Here is a 23,994-nt window from a genome sequence, read left to right on the forward strand (position 1 = left end):
TCTGCCACTAACCCCGGGGCAGAGTCAAAACGAAACCTGTCAGACTACAGAGGCTGAGCGCCCGCAAGTCGTGAATGACTGCGGGCGCTCAGATTTTCAACCGTTGGCCATGATCGTTTCAAGCGGGTCGTGCTCGGCCACGAAATGATCCGGTGCGACCTCGCTGAGTTGCGGCACATAGTCCACCTGACCCGCCGACAACCGGCTGGGCAGGAAGCGCAATGATGCTTTTGGGTCCAGCGGCGAGGGCAATTCGCCCGGCAATTTAAGCCTTTGGCGGGTGCGCTCGACATCCGGGTCCGGGATCGGAACGGCCGAGATCAGCGACTGCGTATAGGGGTGAATCGGCTCGGAACAGATCACCTCTCCATCGCCCAGCTCAACGATGCGGCCCAGATACAGAACCATGATCCGGTTCGACACCGCCCGCACCACCGACAGGTCGTGGCTGATGAAGATCATCGACAGGCCGAATTCTTGTTGCAATTCTCGCAACAATTCAACGATCTGCGCCTGAATGGACACGTCGAGCGCCGAAACCGCCTCGTCGCAGATGATCAGCTTGGGCTTGTTGATCATCGCCCGTGCGATTCCCACCCGTTGGTTCTGACCACCCGACAGCTCGTGCGGATAGCGGTTGATCATGTTGGCGTTCAGACCTACGCGCTCCATCATCTCGCTGACCATCTGCTTGCGCTCGCGGTCCGTCAGATCAGGGCGATAGGTCTTGAGCGGCTCGGCAATCGAGGCCGAGATCGTCATCCGCGGATCGAGACTGGCCAGCGGGTCCTGGAACACGATCTGCAGGTCCTTGCGGTACTTGTTCAGCTCGGCCCGTTTCAAACCCACGATGGGATGGCCCAGCCAACTGACATTGCCCGCGCTGGGTTCGATCAGTTGCAGCACCGCCCGCGCCAGTGTGGATTTGCCACAGCCGGATTCACCTACAACGCCCAGCGTTTCACCCTTGCGGATGTCAAAGCTGACACCGTCAACGGCCTTGAGCGGGACCTTGTGCCCGAACAATCCGCCCGAGACGTGGATCGGGAAATGCACCTTGACGTCATCGACCTTCAGCAGCGGCTCCTCGACCTGAGGCAGCGCCTTGGGCGCGTCGCCCGCGTCGATGCGGGGCATCGCGTCCAGCAGGGTGCGGGTGTATTCGTGCTGCGGCGCGCGGAAAATCTCGCGCGTGTCTCCGGCCTCGACGAACTGTCCCAGACGCATGACCTGAATGCGGTCGCACATCCGCGCCACCACACCCATGTCGTGCGTGATCAGAGCAATCGCGGTGCCTTCGTCCTTTTGCAGACGCACCATCAGGTCCAGAATGTCGGCCTGAACGGTCACGTCCAGCGCCGTTGTCGGCTCATCAGCGATCAGCAGCTTGGGGTTACACAGCATCGACATGGCGATCATGACCCGCTGGCGCATCCCGCCCGACAACTCGTGCGGATACTGGTCCAGACGGCGCGCGGCCTCGGGTATCCGAACACGGTTCAGCCAGTCCAGACAACGTTGGCGGGCGGCAGAGCCCTGCAGGCCCTCGTGAATCTGCAGAACCTCCCGCATCTGCTGGCCGACCCGCAGATGCGGGGTCAGCGCGGTCAGCGGGTCCTGAAAGATCATGCCGACATCGGCACCGCGGATCTGGTTCAGCTTGTTCACGGGCAGGTTCAGAATTTCCTGACCGTTCAGCATGGCCGATCCCGATGCGCGCCCCGCGGGCGGCAGCAGACCCATCGCGGCCATGAAGGTCTGGCTCTTACCTGACCCGCTTTCGCCCACGATGCCAAGACATTCGCCGGGATTGATGTCGAAACTGATGCCTTTGACGGCCTCGACCACGCCATCGGGGGTGTCGAACTGGACGCTCAGGTCCTTGACGGAGAACAAACTCATATCAGCGATCCTTCGGGTCCAGAGCGTCACGCAGGCCATCGCCGATGAAGAACATCGTGATGATGATGGTGACGTAGAATGTCAGCGGGTACATCAGCTGCCACAGCGTGCCATAGCTCATCGTACCGGCCCCTTCGGCGATCAGACGACCCAGCGAGGTGTAGGGTTCCGAAATGCCAAGACCCAGGAACGAGATAAAGCTCTCAGTCAGGATCATCTCGGGCACCAGCAGCGAGGCATAGACGATCACCACGCCCAAAAGGTTGGGCAGGATGTGGCGGTACATGATGGTGAACTCGCTGACACCGGCGGCACGGGCGGCCTCGATAAATTCGCGGTTTTTCAGCGTCAGGGTCTGCCCCCGCACGATCCGCGCCATCGTTAGCCAGCCCACCGCACCCAGCGCGATGAACAACATGAAGAAGGATCGCCCCGCCACGACAAGCAGCAGAATGATGACCAGCGTGGCCGGGATCGCCAGCAGGATGTCGACAAAGCGCATCATGACGCTGTCGGTGCGCCCGCCGATATAGCCGGCAGCGATGCCATAACAGGTGCCCACAATCAGCGCCGTCGCGGCACCAATCAGACCCACCAGCAGCGACGTCGTGGTTGCCTGAATAACGCGGCTGTAAAGGTCGCGCCCCAGATCGTCGACACCGAAAAAGTGCCCCGTCTCGACCGAGGGCATCCCAAGGCCACGCACGTCACCCATGACGTTCCAGTCGATTTCCTCGTTGCTCCAGACTGCGAAATACGGCCCGAAGATGGTGAACAGCACGATCATGGCAAGGATAAAGACACTCGCCATCGCGGCCTTGTTGCGCACGAAGCGCAGCCGCGCATCTTGCCACAGTGATCGCCCCTGAATGGCCGTGTAGTCGGTGACGTCTTCGGCCAGTTGGGCGGCTTTTTGAGATTTTCCAAGCATTGCCAGCCCCTCAGTAGCGGATTTTCGGATCGAACCAAGCATAAGCCAGGTCGGTCAGCAGGTTCACGATTACGGTCAGCGCGCCATAGAGGATCGTGACCCCCAGCAGCACCGCATAGTCCCGCGCCAGCGCCGAGTTCACATAGGCCTGACCCAGACCACCGGTCGAGAAGTAGATGTCGACAAAAACCGAACCGGTCAGCACATAAACGAAGACCGGCCCCAGATAGGACACAACCGGCAGCAGCGTCGGTTTCAGTGCGTGACGCCAGATCACGGTTCTGGTCGGCAGACCCTTGGCCCGCGCGGTGCGGATGAAGTTCGAGTTCAGAACCTCAAGCATCGACGACCGGGTGATCCGCGCGATCGAGCCCATATACGACGTGGCCAGCGCGATCACTGGCATCACCAGATACTGCCACTGGCCTCCGTGCCAGCCACCACCCGGCAGCCAACCCAGCCACAGGGTGAAAGTCAGGATCAGGATCGGGCCCATGATGAAGTTCGGCAGCGCCTGCGCGGCGATGCCCAGACCGACGGCGAAATAGTCGATCCAGCTATTGTGCTTGATCGCAGCGGCGATCCCCAGCGCGACACCGATGGATGTTGCCACCAGAAACGACAGCGAGCCATAGGTCAGCGAGATCGGGAAACCCTGCGCGATGATGTCATTGACGTCCCGGTCCTTGAACTTGAAGGACGGGCCAAAGTCGAAATGCACAACGATATTATACAGATAGTCCCAAAGCTGCTTCCACAGCGGCTGGTCCAGCCCGTAGCGCGCCTCGATATTGGCCAGCACCTGCGGCGGCAGAGGCCGTTCCGAGGTGAAGGGTCCGCCGGGCGCGACGTGCATCAGGAAAAAACAAGCGACGACCAGCAGCAGGATCGTCGGAATGGCGACCAGCAGCCGCCGCAGACTATAGGCAAGCATTTTCTGCCCCCGTGTTTATTGGCCCTGCCCCGGGACGGTCCCGGAGCAGGGCTTGGTTCAAAGACGGTTACTCGGCGATCTTGTAAAGGTTCTTCGAGTACCAGTTCTGCTCGACGTTGTTGACCGGCCAGTTCCCGACATCGCTGTCCATCATGTAGACGCCAGCGTAGTGATAGATCGGGATCACAGGGGTTTCCTGCGCGATGATGCGCTCGACCTCGGTATAGAGCGGTGCCGGATCGTCCGAGGTTTTGGCCTCTTTCAGCAGCTCGTCAACGCGGGCGTTGTTGAACTTGCCGTCGTTGTAACCCGAATCCGACTGCAGCAGGTCGAGGAAGGTCGAGGCTTCGTTATAGTCGCCACACCATGCGCCACGGGCCAGCTCAAAGTTCTGGTTGCCGCGCTCTTCCAGGAACACTTTCCATTCCATGTTCGCCAGCTCGGCATTGACGCCCAGCTTTTGCTTCCACATCTGGCTCAGCGCCACGGCAACCTTCTTGTGGTTCTCCGAGGTGTTGTAGACCATTTCGAAGCTCAGCGGGTTGTCGGGGCCGTAGCCTGCTTCGGCCAACAGTTCCTTGGCCAGTTCATCACGCTCAGCTTGGCTCATCGACGCCATTTCGACCGCCGGAACGGTGAAACCCGCGGTTGCTTCGGGCGCGAAGGTGTAGGCCTGCGGCTCGCCACCAGCCATCACTTTTTCGGTGATGATCGCGCGGTCAACTGCCAGAGACAGCGCTTGGCGGACATTGGGGTCCTTGAACGCCTCGGGGCCGCCTTCGGACAGGTTGAAGGTGTAGTAGTAGTTACACAGACGCGGGAAGCTGATGGCTTCTTCGGGGTGTTCCTGGCTCAGGCGCGGATATTGACCGGCGGGGATTTCCGTGCGGTCCAGTTCGCCTGCCAGATAGCGGGTCAGGGCGACGTTTTCGTCGTTGATGACCAGTGCAACGACCTTGTCGATGATTGTGTTGTCGTTGTCCCAGTACATTTCGTTGCGCTCACGCACCGAACGTTCCTGCGGCAGGTGCTCGGTCAGGACATAGGCACCGTTCGAGACGATGTTTTCAGGCTTGGTCCACGCGTCGCCAAACTCTTCGATCACTTTCTGAGGGGCCGGGAAGGTGGTCGAGTGCGTGGTCATCTGCGGGAAATAGGGCAGGGGGGCACTCAGGCGGACTTCCAACGTCTTGTCGTCGATGGCCTTGACGCCCAGATCGTCGACGGATGCGTTGCCCGCGATGATCTCGGCAGCGTTCTCGATCGACATCAGTTCCATGAACCATGCGTAGGGCGAGGACAGCTCAGGATCGACAGCGCGCTTCCATGCGAAGACGAAATCGCCTGCGGTCACCGGATCGCCGTTGGACCATTTGGCATCGTCGCGCAGGGTGAAGGTGTAGACGTCCTTGGTGTCGTTGACCTCAAAACCGGTGGCAACGCCCGGAACCAGATTGCCTTCCTCGTCCTGGTTCATCAGGCCTTCGAACAGGTCCCGAACAATCTCGGCACCCGAGACGTCTTCGACAACCTGCGGATCAACCGAGCTGTGCTCGTCGAGGATGCGATAGGTGAAGGTCTGATCATCGGCCAGCGCTTCGCCGGTTTCCGGATGCGTTCCCGCGGCGATGGCGGCCCCGGCGATGATGGTCGAGGTCATAAGCCCCGCCAACGAGGTTCGGATGATTCGGTTCATGTGTTTACTCCCATTTTTCTTGGTATCAGATGACCGCGTCACCTGCGCGACGTGGCTCGTCTACCATTTTGTTTCTGGCATCTGCCGGGACTTCGCTTTGATCTAGATCGCATAGGGGCCCCAAATTTCCGGGCTCCTGAAGCCAGCCATGTCAGAAACTCAACTGCGAAAGTCGTCTTTCACTGGCGCGGAACGTGCCAGTTTTTGGGCAAAGGTAAAGGGTTTTGGGGGCAAAACTGTGATCAAATATCGAATGGAACCGTAACGACCGCGGCTATCGAAATAAAATTCTGAAACGTCCCGCCGTCATGACATTTTTGTGAAGCCTCACATATAGGCTCGGATGAATAGGTCACCGGGCGCAGCCGCAAGCCGCGAATCAGTCATCGACTCAGGGGCGCAGTTGGCTCCTCATCGCCGTTTCGGGGAAACAGGTTGCCGCACGCCCCGCGCTTTCCTGCCAGCGCCCGATCGAGCGGCGGGTTTTGTACCCCGGCAGCCCGTCCACACCGCCAACATCATGGCCCTGTTGAACCAGCGCCCGCTGCATTCCGGCAATGTCCGAACGATAGAGCCCCCCGACCTTGCCCCAGCGCTCCGTGAAATCCCCCACACCATACCGAATGCGGTCGCCGACATGGCCGACGAACAACGCGTAGAGATCGCTGGTGTTGTAATCCTTGAGGACATAGAAATTGGGCGTGACGACAAAAGCAGGGCCATGGCGGCCTGCAGGCATCATCAGATAGCCCTCGCCCGCCAGTTCATGCGTCGGAAAAGGCCGGCCCGAGACCCGCGTGATCCCCATTGCAGCCCAATCGCGGACCGGACGGCCCTGATCGGGGCCCTCAAGCGTGCACGAGACCTGAGGCGGGACCGTCACCTCGAACCCCCAGTCGCGCCCCGTCACCCACCCGTGTTGCGCCAGATAGGCGCCGATCGAGGCAATCGTGTCCGCCTCGGACCCCCAGATATCGGCGCGTCCGTCGCCGTCTCCATCCGTGGCATAGGCCAGAAAGTTGGTCGGCATGAATTGCGGCTGCCCCAGCGCACCTGCCCAACTGCTTTTCAACGTGCGGGTGTGACCGGCCTCCGCAATCTGCAGAGCGGCGATGAGTTCAGCGGTGAAATACTCCGCCCGGGTACTCATGAACCCTTTGGTGCCCAGCACCTGAAACGCATTGTGACGGATGGGGACCTGGCCATAGCCACTCTCGCGCCCCCAGATGGCCAGAATGATACGGGCGGGCACGCCGGTTTGCGCCTCGACCCGCGCGAGCGTTTCGGCATGACGCCGCGCCATCTTGCGCCCCACGGATGTCGCACCCTGCACCGAGCCCGCGTTGAAATAGCGCCCGGGCGCGCCAAATTCTGCCTGCCGCTGGGCCTTGGGGGTCTTCTTGGGCTGCCCCGGCACCACCAGATCCGGCAGGTCCCAGTTCAGGGTGACCCCGTCAAAGGCCTGCTGAAAAGTCCGCGGCGAAACACCCTTGGCCCGCGCCTGTGGCCAAACCTGCTGTTGCAGCCAGTTCTGAAACTGGCGCTCAACCGCCGCGCGATCCTGCGCAAGCGCCGAGGTGGCAAACACCAGCAGACAGAAAAGAACACTGACAAACCGCATTCTCAAAGGTCTCGCGCGCATCGACCCCCGGTGTCAACCGGGCGGTATCGGGATCTCTCTGGAAAAGGTCTTGAGAAATCCTCTGACTCTGCCGATAGTTGCCGGGAACCCCGGTCGCTAGAGGATCAGCAGGCGTGACCATCTCCCGGATCTTTGCTGTTGCAGGGCCCGTTCTGGCGGCGCTGCTGGTGTCGGCTCAGACAGCCGGAGCCAGTGACAGTTTCATGGACCCGCAGGGCCCGATTGCGGCGGTTCAAAAGACACATCTTCTGCGGGCGACGGCGCTGATCCTGATTGCGGTCATTCCGGTACTGATCTTGGTGCCGCTGATTGCCCTGCGGTATCGCCGCCGCAAGGGCAGCAACGCAGCCTACAAGCCCCATTGGGATTTCTCTGCCGGGTTGGAATTTTTGATGTGGGGCGTGCCGGTCGTCATCGTGGCAATCCTGTCCTTTTATCTGTGGAAGGCCACGCACCGTCTGGACCCTTACACAGCATCTTTTGGCGAGGAACCGGCGCTGCGGGTGCAGGTGGTCGGGCTGGATTGGAAATGGCTGTTCATCTACCCCGACCTCGGCATCGCCACCGTCGGAGAGCTGGGCATTCCCGTCAAGCAACAGGTGGCGATGACACTGACTACCGATACGGTGATGCAGTCATTTCTGATCCCCGCTCTGGCCGGGCAGATCTACGCGATGCCGGGGATGACGACCCAACTGCATGTTGCGGCGGATGTGCCCGCCACCATGCAGGGCGCGAACACACAATATAATGGCCGTGGCTTCACCAAGCAGAAGTTTCTGACCCAGGCCATGCAACCCGGCGATTTTCAGTCATGGGTCGAAAGCGTCCGGGCCCATGGCAGGCCGCTGACCGAGGACACATATCGTACGCTGGCGATGCGCACGGACCGGGATGAGGTTCAGGCGGCGTTGGGCACACCGCTCATGCCGCTAAACGCGCTTTATTTCACATTGGAGGACGGCGACCTATTCCAGTCGATCCTGCACCGCTATCACAGCGGCGCGCCCCTGCCGCGGGATCAGCAACCCGGAACCACCGCGTTTGGGCAGGAGGCCAGCCAATGACATCCACCGAGACCGGTTTCCTTGGCCGCCTGAACTGGGATGCGTTTCCCATCACGGGTCTGATCCAGAACCCCAGCACGAATGAGATCATTGCCAACGCCGCCGCCGCCATCGTGATCGTCGGCGTTGTGGCCGTTGTTGGCCTGCTGACATGGTTCCGCCTGTGGGGGACGCTCTGGCGTGACTGGCTGACCAGCGCCGATCACAAGAAGATCGGGATCATGTATATCGTCTTCGCCATCGTCATGCTGGCGCGCGGTGTGCTGGAGGGCGTCGTCATGCGCGCCCAACAGGCGGCGGGGCCGGGGGACGGGTTTCTGGAACCCGAACATTTCGCTGAACTTTTTAGTACCCATGGGACAATCATGGTGTTCTTCGTTGCCGTGCCCTTCGTGTTCGGCGTTGCGAATTATGTGATCCCTCTGATGATCGGCGCGCGGGATGTGGCCTTCCCGGTGATGAACCAGATCGGTCTTGGCCTGACCGTCTCGGCAGGCATGATGCTGATGGTGTCGCTGGTGGTGGGCGAGTTCTCGACCGGCGGCTGGACCGCCTATCCGCCCTATACCGGGGCCGCGTTCAATCCGGGCGTGGGGCCGGATTATTGGATCTGGGCCATCGTCGTCTCGGGTGTCGGCACCACGCTGACAGGCATCAACTTCGCCGTCACCATCTATAAGCTGCGCGCGCCGGGGATGAAGTTCATGCGGCTGCCGATGTATTGCTGGACGATTATCTGCAGCTCGATCCTGATCATCTTTGCCATGCCTCCGCTGGGCGTCGCCGCGCTGCTGCTGGCGGCAGACCGCTATCTGGATTTCCATTTCTTCACCAATGACCTTGGCGGCAACATGATGAACTATGCCAACCTGTTCTGGCTGTTCGGCCACCCCGAGGTCTATCTGCTGGTCCTGCCCGCCTATGGCATCTATTCCGAGGTCTTTGCGACCTTCTCGGCCAAGCGGCTCTATGGCTACAACTCGCTTGTCATCGCGACCATGTCGATTGCGATCATGTCCTTTACGGTCTGGCTGCACCATTTCTTCACGATGGGCCAAAGCGCGTTGATCAATGCGGTGTTCGGCATCGCCACGATGCTGATCGCCATCCCCACCGGCGTGAAAGTCTATGACTGGATGGCAACGCTGTGGCGCGGGCGCGTCCGGTTCTCGGTGCCGATGCTCTATGGTCTGGCGTTCCTGATGCTGTTCGTGATCGGCGGCCTCAGCGGCGTGATCCTTGCCAATCCGACCGTCGACTATCAGGTCCACAACACGCTGTTCCTTGTGGCGCATTTCCATAACGCGCTGCTGCCCGGAGTGCTGTTCGGCTTGCTTGCCGCCTATAACTATTGGTTCCCCAAAGCCTTCGGCTTCCGCCTGAACGAGTTCTGGGGCCGCGTCTCGGTCTTTTGCTGGACGGTCGGCTTCCTGCTGACCTTCATGCCGCTGTATTTCGTCGGCCTGATGGGTATGCCGCGCCGGTCGTTCAGTTGGGAGGACCCCAGCTTTCACCCCTATATGATCACCGCCGTCATCGGCGCGCTGGTGATCACCTGCGGGTTGTTCTCGGTCCTGATCCAGCTTTGGGTCAGCATCCGCGACCGCGATCAGGCGCGTGCGCCGGTGGGCGACCCGTGGGACGGGCGGACGCTGGAATGGTCGATCCCGTCTCCCCCGCCGCCGTATAACTTCGCCATCATCCCGCAGGTCACCGACCGCGACGACTTTACCGCCGCCAAGGAACGCGGTCAGGCTTATCCCACGCCGGACGCCTATGAGGACATCGAGATGCCGCGCAATACGGGCATCGGGTTCATCCTCTGCGTGCTCAGCGGTGTCTGGATGTTCGCGCTGGTCTGGTGGATCTGGTGGCTGGCGGCGCTGATGACGGTGGCCATGATCCTTGCCGTCATCCTCTGGAGCTTCGATACCAGCACCGAGGTCATCATTCCGGCCGAAGAGGTCCGCAAGGATCACGAAGCATGGCTGGCGCTGGTTCACAGCACCCCGGCCGTGGACCGCGACCACGAAGCGGCCCCCGAAAACCGCGGCCTCGCCCGCCCGGATATGGAGGCCGTGACATGAGGCGCGCACCCAAACACAGCTATCCCGGCATCAATCTGGGCGAAGATCACGCCAGCGCCGACCAGGCCGCGCAGGTCGTGACCTTCGGCTTCTGGGTCTTTCTGATGAGCGATCTGGTCTATTTCGGCCTGATGTTCGCCATCTACATCACCATGATCGACGCGCAGGCCGGCGGGCCGGGGCCGCATGAGTTGTTCGATCTGCACAGTATCTTTGCCCAGACCCTGATCCTACTGACCAGCAGCCTGACGGTGGGGCTGGCGATGCTGGCGCTGAAATACAACCTGCCGCGCGCGCGGATTGTGCTGTGGTTCGGCGTGACGCTGGTGCTGGGCCTCAGCTTTCTGGTGCTGGAAATCCGCGATTTCATGAACATGGCCGCCCTTGGGGGTATTCCCCAGCGCAGCGGGTTTCTGTCCGCGTTCTATGGTCTGGTGCCGCTGCACGGGCTACACGTGGCCGCCGGGTGCCTGTGGCTGATCGTGCTGGGCATCCAGTTGCGGGTCTTTGGTCTGACCGATCTGGTGATGTCCCGGGTGGTGCGGCTGGCGCTGTTCTGGCACTTCCTCGACCTGATCTGGATCGGCATCATCACCATCGTGTATTTCGGAGGGCTGACCTATGGATAAACGCGCCGAGATGCACCGTCGCGAACGCCGCCGCTATGTCATCGGCTATGGCGGCTCGCTTCTGCTGACACTGTCCGTGTTCGCCATCGCCTATCACTTCGGTATCGAGACCAAAGGCGTCTACCTGACCATCGGCCTGCTGGGTCTGGCGCAACTGGTCGTGCAACTGGTCTATTTCCTGCATATCGACCGCCGCCGCAGCAGCCGCGAGGATCTGGACCTGATCCTGTTCTCAACCCTCGTGCTGCTGATCATCATCGGCGGAACCGTCTGGATTCTGGGCAATCTGGCCCTGCGGATGCATATGCACGCTATGTAAGCCCGCGCGTCAGCACCAGTCCGAGCCACAGCGCGAACCAACACAATACAAGGCTGAGCACGATGTTACCCGCCGCCAGCGCAATAGTGCGTTCGCGGTGCAGTTGCAGCGACTGGTAGGCAAAGCTGGAAAACGTGGTGAACCCGCCGCAAAAGCCGAAGACAAGCCGCTTTGCTTCCTCACCCATCTCGACGGGGCCGCCCAGGTAGCCAGCCCACAGGCCCAGCAGCAAGCTGCCCAATACGTTCACGATCAGGGTTGCATATGGCAGATCATGCGTCACGCGCAGGGCGATCCAATGGCGCAGAACCGCGCCCAGACCGCCGCCGATTGCGAACATGGCGTGCAGATAGAGGCCGCTCATTCGTGGGCCTCCACCGGAGGCCACCGACGCCCCAGCGCCTCGCCCAGAATGGCGGCACCTAATCCCAGTACGATCTCGGCTGCAATCGCCACGACAACGATGCCGCCGCCGGTTTCGGCCAGCCGCTCCAACTCGGCCACGAAGGAGGAAAATGTCGACAGGCCCCCACAGAACCCTACCGCGCCCAGGTGCAGCACATGGGCGTGGACCCGGTGGCGCACGGCATAAAGCCAGCCCAGGACAAAGCATGCTACGATGTTGATTCCGAAGGTTGCTGTCAGGAAGGGCGCGCCGGGGATCTGCACCGCAAAAAGCTCGCGCAGCAGCGACCCCGCGGCGCCGCCAACAAAAACCGCCGCGTACATCAGGGTGCGATGGCGGAATGCAGGCGCTGTTGGTGGCACTGGGTTGATCCTGCTCTGGGCGTTTCTTCCGGCATACAGATTGCGATTGTGCGGATCAACCGCGCCGATGAAGCAACCGTTACTGCAGGATTGCCCATAAAGGCTTGCGCGCAAAGGTCAATCTGTTCCACGGTCACGAACAGCACAAGGCCACGGCCGCGCCGTTTTTGGCGTCACCCAGGGAGATCGGGAATGATTGTTCGCAGGCTCTATTACATCCTCAGCTACGTGTGTTTGCCGCTGACCCTGCTGCTGGGGTATTTCTGGCCGCCCGCCTATTGGCTGCTGGTCATTCTCATGCCTTACGCGGTGATCGGCCTCTACGACATGCTGACGACCAAGCATAACGTGCTGAACAACTATCCCGTTCTGGGGCATTTCCGATACATGCTCGAATTTGTCAGCCCCGAGATTCGGCAGTATTTCGTGGAAACCAACGAAAGCGGGCGGCCCTATAACCGCATCATCCGCAGTCTTGTCTATTCCCGGGCCAAGGGGCAGGTCGACACGCAGGCCTTCGGCACCCAGTACGATATCATGACCGTCGGCTATCACCGGGCGAACCATTCGCTGTCTCCCAAGCATGTCGCTGAAAGCGAAGAGCGGGTGATGCTGGGCGGGCCTCAGTGCGAAAAGCCCTATGATGCGTCGCGGCTGAACGTCTCGGCCATGAGTTTCGGCGCGCTCAGCGCCAATGCGATCCGCGCGCTGAACGGAGGCGCGAAGGATGGCGGATTTGCCCATAACACCGGCGAAGGCGGGCTGTCCCCGCATCATCTGGCCGAGGGCGGCGATATCATCTGGCAGATCGGCACCGGATATTTCGGATGCCGCACCCCCGAGGGCGGCTTCGACAAGGACAAGTTCGCCGAGAAGGCCAGCAAAGACGTGGTCAAGGCGATTGAGATCAAGCTGTCGCAGGGGGCCAAACCCGCACATGGCGGGGTGCTGCCCGCTGCCAAGGTCGACGAAGAAATCGCCGAGATCCGGGGGGTGCCCGTGCATCAGGACGTGATCTCTCCGCCGACGCATTCAGCCTTTGGCGGCCCGACCGAGCTGATGGAGTTTGTGCAGCACCTGCGCGAGATGTCGGGTGGCAAGCCGATCGGGTTCAAACTGTGTATCGGTAAACCGTCCGAGTTCATGGCGATCTGCAAGGCGATGCTGGAAACCGGCATTCTGCCCGACTTCATCACCGTGGACGGGGCCGAGGGTGGCACCGGGGCCGCTCCGGTCGAATTCACCAACCGGTTGGGGATGCCGCTGAACGAGGCGCTGATTTTCGTCAACAACTGCCTGCGCGGCATTGGTGTGCGTGACAAGATCCGCGTGATCTGCGCGGGCAAGGTGGCCACCGGCTTTGATATGGTCGAGAAATTCGCGCTGGGGGCCGATATGTGCAATGCGGCGCGGGCTATGATGTTTGCGGTCGGCTGCATTCAGGCGCTGCATTGCAACACCAACCGCTGCCCCTCGGGGGTGGCAACGCAGGACCCGATCCGGGGTCGCGCGGTGAACGTGCCACAGAAACGCCAACGGGTGCACCGCTATCACGACGCAACGCTGGAAAGCTTCCGCGAGATTCTGGGCGCGATGGGCAAGGAAAAGGTCTCGGACCTGCAGCCTTCCGATATTCGCCGCCGGACCGCAGATGAGCGGGAACGGTCCTATGCCGAACTCTACAGCTTCCTGGACGACGGCGCGTTGTTGGGTAAAACCATCCCCGAAGAGTTCGCGGCGGATTGGCAGGCGGCCTCGGCCAGCCGTTTCTAGGCCTAGCTGGGGATATCGCGCGGGTTGTTCTGAACATGCCGGTGGATCGTGCGCACGCTCCATTCCACCGCATCGCGCATGGTGTCCCCCAGCGCTTCGTCGAAGGTTTCGACCAGATCGGGGGTTTGATCGGTGGGTGAAATCACGTTCTCCTCGAATGACGCCGAGGCGATGATCTTGTCGTTATATTCGTCGATCACCTTGATGTTCAGACGCACCTTGACCTGAACCGTGGTGGAATTGTCGTCTCGCGTGATCACATGACCCTGAAACTCGCGCAGATCGGGGGCGATGACATAATCGGCCCGCAGCCCGACCGTTGACCGCCCAACGGCGGCCACCTTGCCCGAGTTTTCATAGCTTTCAACCAGCAGCGACTGCACGATGATCGGCGCACGGTCGGCCCAGCGGGCGCGGGGCAGGTATTGCACCTGTAAGGGTGTCGGCTGAACCGCAATCTGATCGGTGTTGACGGCCGCCGTCGCAATCGGTTCCTGCACGACGATCTGCTTCTGGATGCGCGGCAAAGAAGACGAGAACGTGCTTTTCGGTGTCAGCAGGTACAGATCATTGGGTTTCGAGGCCTGCCGCAGCGTGCCCAGACCGGTGCATGCACCCAGCGAAACCAAAGCCAGGGTCAGAAGAAAAGGCCGGATCATTGGCGGAACTCCGATGCTTGGGTGCCTAACAGAAAGCGGGCCGGGTCGCGTTCGACCTTGTCGACCAGCCGGTCGAGGCTGATGACCAGACGCTGCGATTCCTCGATGAACCGCACGAATTGCGGCAGACCCACCCGCAGGAAGTCCGAGACCTGACGGCGGTTGTCCTGCACGATCCCATCAATGGTGCCCAGCAGGTCAGACGCCGATTGCGAGGCGCTGAGGATATCGTCGGAAATCTTGTCGATCTTCTCGGTGATGTTCGACACGGTTGAAGCCACTTGATTGGCCGCCTTACGCACATCCTCGGCGACTGCGGCGATGTCTTCGTCCATCACGCGATTGGCCGAGTCAAATGCGCGTTCAGCCGAGGCGAGCGCCGCCTTGGCGGTGTCCATAGCGGAATTGATCGAACTGAGCGTGGTGTTTGCATTGGCAAAGGTCTCGGTCACGGTGCCCAGCGTGATGCTGCCTTCTTCGGACAGCACGATCAGGTGATCGGCCAGCCGCGAGCCGCGTTCGATGAAGGGGCGGATATCGTCGGTCATGACGGTCTGCGCCGTCTGCAGCGTTCCGTTTGCGGTCTCCAGCGCAGTTTTGGCGGATTCCGATGCGCCCTTGATGCTTTTCAGCGTATCGGTACCCGTGGTCAGCGTTGTTTCGGCGGTGTCGGCCAGCGTGTCCAGACGTTTGGTGAAATCCCCGATCTCGCGCGCGGCGCTGCCCAGATCGCTCGACAGGCTTTCGAAATCCGACAGCGTCTTGTCCAGTCGCCCCGAGGCCGAGGCCAGATTGCCCAGTATCTCGGACACCGCATTGCGGTTCTTTTCATCCACGACTGAGTTCAGGTCTTCCAGCAGGGTCAGCGCCTTGTCCAGAACCTTGGGCGCGCCTTCCAGCAGGGACTGGATCGAACTGCGCTTGCTTTGAATGATGCTATCTTGCGGCAAACGCTCGGCCCCGGGCGAGCCACCCGACAATTCGACATACGCAACACCGGTCACCCCCAGCGACTGAAGCTGGGCGATGGTTTCCTTCGTCACCGGGATATCCGCGTCCACCTCAAGTCGGACCCGTACTTTCGACGGATCGTCGTCATCCAGCTTCAACGAGATCACCTGACCAACAGGCAGACCGTTATAGTTGACCCCGCCAGCGGCTGACAGCCCGGCCACATTGTCGAATAGCACATCGTAATAGGCGTATTGCCGTGACACCTCGAACTTGGCGAGCCACAGGAAGAAACCAAAGGCCCCCAGAATACCGGCAAGGGTAAACGCACCGATCAGGATATAATTCGCTCGGGTCTCCATTGCCTCTACCTGTCCTGCCCCTTCTCTTGCGCGGCGCGCGCGCGGGGGCCTGTGAAATATTCCTGAACCCAAGGATGGTCGACCTTGGTCATGTCTTCAATCGGACCTTCAACCAGCACGCGTTTTTCCGCAAGTACCGCGATGCGGTCGCAAATGGCGTAAAGACTGTCCAGATCATGCGTGACCATGAACACAGTCAGACCTAATGCCTGCTGCAACTCTCCGATCAGATCATCATAGGCTGCGGCCCCGATGGGGTCCAACCCGGCGGTGGGCTCGTCCAGAAACACGATTTCGGGGTCCAGCGACAGGGCGCGCGCCAGCGCCGCGCGCTTGCGCATCCCGCCCGACAGTTCCGAGGGGAACTTGCTGCAACTGAGCTGCGGCAGACCGACAAGGCTGATCTTAAGGCCCCCCAGCGCCTCCATCAGGCTTTCGCTGATGCCGGTGTGTTCGCGCAACGGGGCCATGACGTTTTGCAGCACGGTCAGCGATGAAAACAGTGCGCCGTCCTGAAACGCCACGCCCCAGCTTCTTTCAATCCGCTGGCGGTCGGCCTCGGGGCCGTTCAGGACATCGACACCCAGAACCTCGATACTGCCCGCCTTGGGTTTATTCAGGCCGACAATGGTGCGCAACAGCACCGATTTGCCGGTGCCCGAACCGCCGACCACGCCCAGAACCTCGCCGCGCCAGACGTCGAGGCTCAGGTTGTCATGCACCACCTGCTGACCGAACTGGTTGGTCAGGTTGCGCACGCGGATGACCGCCTCGCGCTGGGTGTCGCTTTGGGGTTGGTCCTGCAGGGCGGTGCCGTCCATCTCAGACCCCCAGTTCCGAGAAGAAGATCGAAAACAGCGCGTCGATGGCAATGACCATGAAGATCGACTGCACGACCGAGGCCGTGGTGCGTTGGCCCACGCTTTCGGACGAGCCCTTGACCTGCATCGCCTGCCAGCAGGCAATCGTGCCGATCACCAGCGCAAAGAACGGGGCCTTGATCAGGCCGATGGCCAGTTGCCAGACGTCGGTATTTTCGTTCAGCCGCGTGATGAACATGCCGGGGCTGACGCCGAGGTCGATCCAGCTCATCAATCCACCGCCGATCAGGCCCGCCATATCAGCCACAAAGCCAAGAATGGGCAGCATGATCAGCAGGGCCACAACGCGCGGGATCACCAGCACCTCGATCGGGTCCAGACCCAGCGTGCGCATGGCATCAATCTCTTCCTGCACCTTCATCGACCCGATCGAAGCGGTGAAGGCCGAGCCGGACCGGCCCGCCACGATGATTGCGGTCAGCAGAATGCCCAGCTCGCGCAGGATCGAGATCGAGATCAGCTCGACCACGAAAATCTCGGCCCCGAACTGTTTCAGCTGGGTCGCGCCCTGAAAGGCCAGAACGACGCCGATCAGAAAGCCCATCAGCGTCACGATGGGCAGGGCCTTAAAGCCGACCTGTTCCATCTGCGACACCAGCGCGGCCCGCCGCAGCCGCCAAGGCATGATCAGTGTGCGCGCCAGACGGTGCAGCGTCAGCCCCAGGAAGCCGAGGATCGACAGCGTGTCCTGCCACGCGCCCGCCGTGCGCTCTCCGATCCGGGCGACCCAGTTCATGAAACCGCGCGGCGGGGCCTGATCGCCGACCTTCTCGGGGATGTTGTGCGACACGGTTTCGATCAGCGAGGAATGCGCGGGCTCCAACCCCTCGAACCGGACCGTCGCGCCGTTGGCGCCCAACCGCTGAACCAGATTGGCGACCAGCCACGCTCCGCCCGTATCCAGCGCCTGAAGCTGCGACATATCCAAGGTGATGCCCTGACCACCGGGCTGGATCGTGGCGAAATCACGTTCGACCTTGTCCAATAGCTGCGTACGCAGATCGCCCGAAATCCGTATGCAAACGCCGGTTGCGTCGGTGTCAGAGGTGATCGTGGGCCGAGTCATAGCGGTATGTGATGGCAAACCGGCATCCGCTGCAACGGGTTTGTTCAACCACGCCGGGATTTCGCGCTAGGCAATTGCGCTGGTGTTACAGCAGGTTCCGCCCAACGTGCCGAGTTGCGAGGGCATCATACCTGTGATCCCGCCACGAAAACCTGCTCCTCCCCTTTCACCGACCGCCGTACCAATGCCCGGCAACCCGTAACATTCAGATAATCATAGACAACGCGCCCTGACCGGGTATCGTGACGTCAAAGATTTCCTGTTCTGATTGAAATGCCGGACGGCCCCCGGTCGCCATATGCCTCCGGTGCCCGAGATTATGAGGTTTGCCATGATCGACTGGTTTGTAAACATCCTGCGCACCTATCCTGAACTGGCGGTGTTCCTGTCTATCGGCATCGGGTTTCTGGTCGGTCCGTGGAAGCTGATGGGGTTCAGTCTGGGCACGGTTACGGCCACGCTGCTGGCAGCGGTGGTGATCGGGCAGGCCCAGATCGATATCGACTCGGCGGTCAAATCGACCTTTTTCATCCTCTTCATCTTTGCCGTGGGTTATGGCGTCGGACCGCAGTTCATGCGCGGCCTCAAGGTCGACGGTGCGCGCGAGGTGTTCTTTGCCCTCAGCGTGCTGAGCTTGTGTCTGGTGATCCCGATTGTCGCCGCCAAGGTGGCTGGGCTTGAGCTGGGCTATGCGGCCGGTCTTTATGCCGGGTCGCAGACGATTTCAGCCGCGATCGGCGTAGCCACCGACCAGATCGGGCAGTTGGGGCTGTCGGCCGAGCAGGCCAAGACCTATGCCAACCAGATCCCGGTCGCCTATGCCGTCACCTATATCTATGGGACCATTGGGTCAGCGATCATCCTCGCCAAGATCGGGCCCCGTCTGATTGGTGTCGATCTGGTCGCGGCCTGCAAGGAATACGAGGCGCAACTGGGCGGCGGCACGGCGATGGAAACCGGCGAAGGCATCGTCTCGGGCTATCGCGCCATCGAGTCGCGGGCGTTCGAAATCCCCGAGGGCAGCGATCTGCTCGGCCAGCCGGTCAAGGACCTGATGCCGGGCGTGCGCGTTTACGCTGAACGACTGCGCCGGGGCGACCAGATCATCGAAGTAGACGACGATACGATGCTTGAAGCTGGCGATATCGTCATGTTCTCGGGCCGCCGCGCCGATCTGGTGACACTGTTCGAAACCACTCTGAAAGAAGCCGATGCGCCCGATCTGCTCAGCATCCCCTCGGAAAAGCTGGATGTCCTGATCACCAGCAAAGAGGTTCACAACAAAACCCTCGAAGAACTCAGCAAAATGCCGATTGCGCGCGGGGTCTATGTCTCAAAACTGACGCGCAACATGCTGGACCTACCGCTGCTTCCCGGCACGGTGGTGCATCGCGGCGACATCCTGACCCTGCAGGGCAGCAAACGCCATGTCGAGGCTGTCATAGCTGAGGTCGGCTATGCCGATCGCCCGGTCGACACAACCGACCTGGCTTTTGTGGGCTGGGGCATCTTCATCGGCGGCATCATCGGGACGCTTGCCATTATGATCGGCGGTTTCCCCATCAGCCTGTCCACGACTGGCGGCGCGCTGCTGGCTGGGCTGGTGCTGGGCTGGCTGCGCACGGTGCATCCGACCTTTGGCCGTATTCCAGGGCCTGCGCTGTGGTTGATGAACACGCTGGGTCTGAACGTCTTTATCGCGGTGATCGGGATCACCGCCGGGCCGGGCTTTGTCGCTGGCCTGCAACAGGCGGGGATTGCGCTGCTGCTGTGGGGGATCGTTGCCACCTCGCTGCCGATGATCTTTGCCGTTTACGTGGGCCATTATGTGTTCAAGTTCCATCCGGCCATCCTGTTCGGGGCCTGCGCCGGTGCCCGCACCACCACCGCCGCCCTAGGCATGATTCAGGAAGCCGCCCAAAGCCGCATCCCCGCGCTTGGCTATGGGATGCCCTATGCCATCGGCAACACGCTGCTGACCATCTTCGGGATGGTCGTTGTTTTGATCCTAAGCTGATTTCGAAAGGTTCGACCCATGGATAGAGTCACGCTGCACGATTACGAAGCGCTCAGCCCGTTTCAGATCAAGGATGAGCTGATCCAACTGGCCTCGGCCGAGGCGCGCAAAGCCAACAGCGCCTTTCTGAACGCAGGCCGCGGCAACCCCAACTGGGTCGCCACCCGGCCGCGCGAGGCGTTTTTTGCCCTTGGTCAGTTTGCTATCACCGAGTCCAAACGCGTGATGGAACATCCCGCCGGTCTGGGCGGGATGCCTGCGTTGAAAGGGTGCCATCAGCGCCTGCACGACTGGGCCGCCACGAATGCCGAGATGCCGGGTGTTGACACGTTGGTCGAGGTCGTGGCCCACGCCATTTCCGCCTTCGACTTTGATGCCGACGCCTTCGTGCACGAACTGACGGATTCGATCATCGGCGACAACTATCCGGTGCCCGACCGGATTTTACAGCACAATGCCGTCATTGCTCATGAATACCTGATGTGGGCCATGTGCCGGGGCCACCAGACCGATGCGCAGTTCGACCTGTTCGCGGTCGAGGGCGGCACGGCGGCGATGTGCTATATCTTCAAGACGCTGAAAGCGAACCGCCTGCTGAACCCGGGCGACACCATCGCATTGTGCACGCCGATCTTCACCCCCTATCTGGAAATGCCCGAGCTTGAGGATTACGCGCTTGAGTCCGTGCATGTGGAAACCGACGAAGAAGACGGGTTCCAACTGACCGACGCTGCGGTCGAAAAGCTGAAAGACCCCAAGGTCAAAGCGTTCTTTCTGGTCAATCCGGGCAATCCATCCTCGGTCGCGCTCAGCACTGCATCGCTGCGCAAACTGGCCGATCTGGTCGAAAACCACAGGCCCGACCTGATCGTGCTGACCGATGATGTCTATGGCACCTTCGTCCATGACTTCACATCCGTGATGGGGCATCTGCCGCGCAATACGATCGGGGTTTATTCCTATTCCAAATATTTTGGCTGCACCGGCTGGCGTTTGGGTGTGATCGCGGTTGCGCAGGACAATATCTTTGACCTCAAGCTGGCCGAGCACCCCGAAGAAATCAAACAGGCGCTGGATAAGCGCTATGGCACGCTCAGCCTGACGCCTCGCGATATCCGGTTCATCGACCGGCTGGTGGCCGACAGCCGCGATGTGGCCCTGAACCACACCGCCGGTCTTTCGCTGCCGCAGCAGGTGATGATGACACTGTTTTCGCTGTGCGAGTTGGTCGACACCAAGAAAGCCTACCAAACCGCCTGCATGGAGCTGGTCCACCGCCGCTTCAAACTGCTGGTCGAGGCCATGGGGATCGACGTACAAGCGGGCGCGCATTATGACGCCTATTACGGCATCATCGATTTCGAATACTGGCTGCGCAAATATGTCGGCGAAGATGTGGTCGCCTGGATCAAGCAGAACGTGCATCCGCTGGATATCGCCTTCAAACTGGCCGAGGATTACGGCATCGTCCTGCTGAACGGAAGCGGCTTTGACGCGCCGGGCTGGTCTGCACGTGTGTCCTTCGCCAACCTGCCGGACGAGGCTTATACCCAGATCGGAACCGCCGTCCGCTCGGTCGCGCGCGGTTATGTTCAGGCCTATCGCGCCGCGACAAACCAGCCGCTGCACGGATAGCGCGTACCCTCTACACCTGCGCCGGAACTGGTGTTACCCATAGGCGCAAAGGGGATGGATTTGGACGCAACCGAACAGCGCATCAAGGCGATGACCACCGCGGGGCTGAACCTGATCGGGCAGGCCCTGTCGATCTATGACAGCGATTTGCGGCTGGTAGTCAGCAACCGGCGCTTTCGGGAAATGTTCGACCTGCCCGATGCGTTGGTGCGACCCGGCGCCCCCTTCCGCGACACGATCCGCTTTCTTGCGGGACGCGGCGAATATGGCGATGCGCAGGATGTCGAACAGATGGTCGAGCAGCGCGTTGAACAGGCCCTTGCGTTCGAACCGCACTATATCGAGCGCGTCCGTCCCAACGGTCAGGTCATCTCGGTCGAAGGTGCGCCGCTGCCCACGGGTGGCTGGGTGGCCGTCTATACCGACATCACGCGCACCAAACAGGCGGAGGACTTGCTGCGCGCCCGGTCCGAGGAGCTTTCGGGCCAGTTGCTGACCCGCGCCGAGGAGCTTTCGGCCACCAACCGCAAACTGGCCGCCACGATCACCGCGCTGGAAGAGGCCAAGCGGCAATTGACCGAGATCGAAGCCCGCACCCGCATGACCACCGAGATGATGCCCGCCCATATCGCGCATCTGGACGCTGACGCGCGCTATGACTATTCAAACCGCCGCCTGAGCGCGGTGATGCCGGGGAGGCCCTCGGATATTCTGGGCCTGCATATCTCTCAGGCGCTGGGGCCGGCGGCCTATGAGCGGGTGAAACCGCATCTGGAACAGGCCTATGGCGGCCAGACCTCGGTGTTCGAGTTCACCGAAGATCAGGATCAGCGCCGCATCCGGGTCTCCTTCACCCCGGATGAAACCGGCGGCGTCTACATCATGTCGGTCGACATCACCGAGGAAACACAAGCCCGCGTCGCCTTGCAACAGACCCGCCGCCGCGAAATGGCGGCGCAGATGACCAGCGGGCTGGCGCATGATTTTTCGAACCTGTTGACGATCATTCTGGGGATGCAGGCGCGGCTGGATCGCATGGACCTGCCGGACGAGGCTCGCCAGATGGTCGCTGCCACCCGGTCGACCGCGCGGCGCGGGGGGCAGTTGCTGAACCGCATCGCCGACATGACCAGCCACCGGACCCCGCAGCCTCAGGCCACCGACATGACCGCGCTGCTTGAAGATCTGCGCATTCTGGCCTCGCCGTCGCTGCCACGCGGGATGGGGCTGTCGGTGGTGAACACGCTGCCGGGCGAGGCGCTGATGCTGGACCCCGGCATGGTGCAGGATGCGCTGCTGAATCTGGTTCTGAACGCGCGTGATGCCTGCGGGACCTCGGGGCAGATCACCATCAGCGCCCACGCCATCGGGCGGATCTGGGCCGAGATCACCGTCTCGGACACCGGCCCGGGTTTCTCGCCCGAGGCGCTGGACAAGGCGCTGAACCCGTTTTTCACCACCAAGGGCAGCGACGGGTCGGGGTTGGGCTTGCCGATGGTCTATGACACTGTCAAGCTGGCGGGCGGAGACCTGAACCTGCTCAACACCCCCTCGGGGGCAGCGGTGATCCTACGGCTGCCCTACCGGCCCGCGCCCCCGGCGCAAACCGGCCTTGCCTTGCTGGTCGAAGACAGCGACGATCTGCGTCATGCCTTTCGCGACATGCTGATCGAACTGGGCTTTGCGGTGATCGAGGCGACCTCGGCCAACGAGGCGCTGGCGCTGATCGCCGATATTGGGGACATCGCACTGGTCCTGTCTGATATCCGGCTGGAGGGCACCGAAACCGGCTTGGACCTGATCGAACGTCTCGAGCGGTCGTTGCCCTGCATCCTGATGACCTCGCTGCCCTATTCCGACCCGCTGCATCGGCGCGCGCTGACCCTTGCGCCGGTCTTGCACAAGCCGTTCACCCGTGCACAACTGTCGGCGCTGATCCGCACCGAGGCCGCGTGATGACTCAACCACTGGTGACAATTCTCGATGACGAACCGGAAATCCGCCGCATCCTGACCGATACGCTGGAGGATGCGGGCTTTCGCACCCAAAGCTTCGCCCGCGCGCGGGAATTCGAAGCCTCGCTGAAGCGGGTCACACCGGATGTCTGCCTTGTGGACCTGTCGCTGCCCGACACCGACGGGCTGGCGCTGGTGCATCGGCTGGCGTTGGAACAAGGTGCGGCGGTCATCATTATTTCGGGCCGGGCGCAGGTGCAGGATCGGGTAACGGGGCTGGAGCTTGGGGCGGATGACTATATCACCAAACCCTTCGACCCCGCCGAGGTGGTGGCCCGTATCCGCGCCCGCCTACGATCCTCGGGCCCGGCAGTGCAGAATTCTGATGTGGCCATGTTCAACGGTTGGACTGCTCGGTTCGACCGCTATGTCCTGATCGACGCCGGGGGTGCAGAAACGCCATTCAGTCATGCCGAGGGCGAGGTCCTGCGTCTGTTCCTGGAAAGCCCCAAGCGTCTGATCAGCCGGGCAAGGATGCAGGAAATGCTGGGCGGCGGTGCGGGCGAAAGCTTCGACCGGGCCATGGATGTCCGCATCTCACGTTTGCGTACCAAGTTGGGCGAAGACCCCAAAAAACCGCGCCTGATCAAAACGATCTATGGCGCGGGTTACATTTTCCTTGGGGATGTTACCTGGCGATGAAACGCGCGGGCGATAGGG

The 23,994-nt window shown here is 61.3% G+C and carries 20 protein-coding genes; 9 read left to right on the top strand and 11 right to left on the bottom strand.

What is annotated here, in order from left to right; genetic code table 11:
- Positions 1-96: 96 nt before the first annotated feature.
- The 5 genes from ACR1XV_RS14015 to ACR1XV_RS14035 all read right to left on the bottom strand — a co-directional run bounded on the left by ACR1XV_RS14015 (position 97) and on the right by ACR1XV_RS14035 (position 7,084).
- Complete coding sequence (locus ACR1XV_RS14015; RefSeq protein ID WP_480532351.1) at positions 97-1,902, bottom strand: ABC transporter ATP-binding protein; 1,806 nt, start codon at positions 1,900-1,902, stop codon at positions 97-99.
- A gap of 1 nt (position 1,903) precedes the next feature.
- Positions 1,904-2,833: an ABC transporter permease subunit gene (locus ACR1XV_RS14020; RefSeq protein WP_480532353.1), complete on the bottom strand. Its 930-nt coding sequence runs from the start codon at positions 2,831-2,833 to the stop codon at positions 1,904-1,906.
- 10 nt (positions 2,834-2,843) lie between these two features.
- A complete protein-coding gene (gene oppB / locus ACR1XV_RS14025) occupies positions 2,844-3,767 on the bottom strand; it encodes an oligopeptide ABC transporter permease OppB (protein ID WP_480518863.1) in 924 nt (307 codons plus the stop codon).
- Positions 3,768-3,834: 67 nt separating this feature from the next.
- The gene (locus tag ACR1XV_RS14030; protein ID WP_480532356.1) at positions 3,835-5,463 is read right to left on the bottom strand and encodes a peptide ABC transporter substrate-binding protein; all 1,629 of its coding nucleotides are present in this window, start codon (positions 5,461-5,463) and stop codon (positions 3,835-3,837) included.
- A gap of 391 nt (positions 5,464-5,854) precedes the next feature.
- Positions 5,855-7,084: a lytic murein transglycosylase gene (locus tag ACR1XV_RS14035; protein WP_480532358.1), complete on the bottom strand. Its 1,230-nt coding sequence runs from the start codon at positions 7,082-7,084 to the stop codon at positions 5,855-5,857.
- Between the two features lie 134 nt (positions 7,085-7,218).
- Here ACR1XV_RS14035 and ACR1XV_RS14040 point away from each other — a divergent pair, with 134 nt between their 5' ends.
- From ACR1XV_RS14040 to ACR1XV_RS14055, 4 genes are read left to right on the top strand one after another with little or no spacing between them, the layout of a single operon-like run.
- Positions 7,219-8,172, top strand: coding sequence for a cytochrome ubiquinol oxidase subunit II (locus ACR1XV_RS14040; protein ID WP_480532360.1), 954 nt, complete (start codon positions 7,219-7,221; stop codon positions 8,170-8,172).
- A complete protein-coding gene (locus tag ACR1XV_RS14045; RefSeq protein WP_480532362.1) occupies positions 8,169-10,259 on the top strand; it encodes a cbb3-type cytochrome c oxidase subunit I in 2,091 nt (696 codons plus the stop codon). The genes ACR1XV_RS14040 and ACR1XV_RS14045 overlap by 4 nt, the downstream gene beginning before the upstream one ends.
- Complete coding sequence (locus ACR1XV_RS14050; RefSeq protein WP_480532364.1) at positions 10,256-10,888, top strand: cytochrome c oxidase subunit 3; 633 nt, start codon at positions 10,256-10,258, stop codon at positions 10,886-10,888. The genes ACR1XV_RS14045 and ACR1XV_RS14050 overlap by 4 nt, the downstream gene beginning before the upstream one ends.
- A complete protein-coding gene (locus tag ACR1XV_RS14055; protein ID WP_480532366.1) occupies positions 10,881-11,207 on the top strand; it encodes a cytochrome o ubiquinol oxidase subunit IV in 327 nt (108 codons plus the stop codon). Before ACR1XV_RS14050 ends, ACR1XV_RS14055 begins: the two co-directional genes overlap by 8 nt.
- On the opposite strand, the gene crcB is transcribed toward ACR1XV_RS14055, so the two are convergent.
- Positions 11,200-11,571 (bottom strand): fluoride efflux transporter CrcB, encoded by a 372-nt coding sequence (crcB, locus tag ACR1XV_RS14060; protein ID WP_480532368.1) that lies wholly within the window; start codon positions 11,569-11,571, stop codon positions 11,200-11,202. The two genes, ACR1XV_RS14055 and crcB, sit on opposite strands and share 8 nt — an antisense overlap.
- Positions 11,568-11,975, bottom strand: a complete 408-nt coding sequence (locus tag ACR1XV_RS14065; protein ID WP_480532369.1) for a fluoride efflux transporter FluC — start codon at positions 11,973-11,975, stop codon at positions 11,568-11,570. Before ACR1XV_RS14065 ends, crcB begins: the two co-directional genes overlap by 4 nt.
- A 192-nt stretch (positions 11,976-12,167) precedes the next feature.
- On the opposite strand from ACR1XV_RS14065, the gene ACR1XV_RS14070 reads away from it, so the two are divergent.
- Positions 12,168-13,748, top strand: a complete 1,581-nt coding sequence (locus tag ACR1XV_RS14070) for an FMN-binding glutamate synthase family protein (protein ID WP_480532371.1) — start codon at positions 12,168-12,170, stop codon at positions 13,746-13,748.
- Positions 13,749-13,750: 2 nt separating this feature from the next.
- Here ACR1XV_RS14070 and ACR1XV_RS14075 read toward each other — a convergent pair whose 3' ends face one another.
- From ACR1XV_RS14075 to ACR1XV_RS14090, 4 genes are read right to left on the bottom strand one after another with little or no spacing between them, the layout of a single operon-like run.
- Entirely contained in the window at positions 13,751-14,407 is a 657-nt protein-coding gene (locus tag ACR1XV_RS14075; RefSeq protein ID WP_480532373.1) for an ABC-type transport auxiliary lipoprotein family protein, read from the bottom strand.
- The gene (locus ACR1XV_RS14080; RefSeq protein WP_480532375.1) at positions 14,404-15,720 is read right to left on the bottom strand and encodes an MlaD family protein; all 1,317 of its coding nucleotides are present in this window, start codon (positions 15,718-15,720) and stop codon (positions 14,404-14,406) included. The genes ACR1XV_RS14075 and ACR1XV_RS14080 overlap by 4 nt, the downstream gene beginning before the upstream one ends.
- A gap of 5 nt (positions 15,721-15,725) precedes the next feature.
- Positions 15,726-16,541, bottom strand: coding sequence for an ABC transporter ATP-binding protein (locus tag ACR1XV_RS14085; protein WP_480532377.1), 816 nt, complete (start codon positions 16,539-16,541; stop codon positions 15,726-15,728).
- Between the two features lies 1 nt (position 16,542).
- Positions 16,543-17,667, bottom strand: a complete 1,125-nt coding sequence (locus tag ACR1XV_RS14090) for an MlaE family lipid ABC transporter permease subunit (protein WP_480532379.1) — start codon at positions 17,665-17,667, stop codon at positions 16,543-16,545.
- A gap of 331 nt (positions 17,668-17,998) precedes the next feature.
- Here ACR1XV_RS14090 and aspT point away from each other — a divergent pair, with 331 nt between their 5' ends.
- The 4 genes from aspT to ACR1XV_RS14110 are packed head-to-tail and all read left to right on the top strand — an operon-like array spanning position 17,999 to position 23,976.
- Positions 17,999-19,684, top strand: a complete 1,686-nt coding sequence (aspT, locus tag ACR1XV_RS14095; RefSeq protein ID WP_480532381.1) for an aspartate-alanine antiporter — start codon at positions 17,999-18,001, stop codon at positions 19,682-19,684.
- 18 nt (positions 19,685-19,702) lie between these two features.
- Positions 19,703-21,319, top strand: coding sequence for a bifunctional aspartate transaminase/aspartate 4-decarboxylase (locus ACR1XV_RS14100; RefSeq protein ID WP_480532383.1), 1,617 nt, complete (start codon positions 19,703-19,705; stop codon positions 21,317-21,319).
- Between the two features lie 54 nt (positions 21,320-21,373).
- Complete coding sequence (locus tag ACR1XV_RS14105; protein WP_480532385.1) at positions 21,374-23,275, top strand: PAS-domain containing protein; 1,902 nt, start codon at positions 21,374-21,376, stop codon at positions 23,273-23,275.
- On the top strand, positions 23,275-23,976 hold the full coding sequence (locus ACR1XV_RS14110) for a response regulator transcription factor (RefSeq protein ID WP_480532387.1): 702 nt from the start codon (positions 23,275-23,277) through the stop codon (positions 23,974-23,976). The genes ACR1XV_RS14105 and ACR1XV_RS14110 overlap by 1 nt, the downstream gene beginning before the upstream one ends.
- The last annotated feature ends 18 nt before the right edge of the window (positions 23,977-23,994 follow it).

The organism is Ruegeria sp. AD2(2025) (assembly GCF_056542385.1).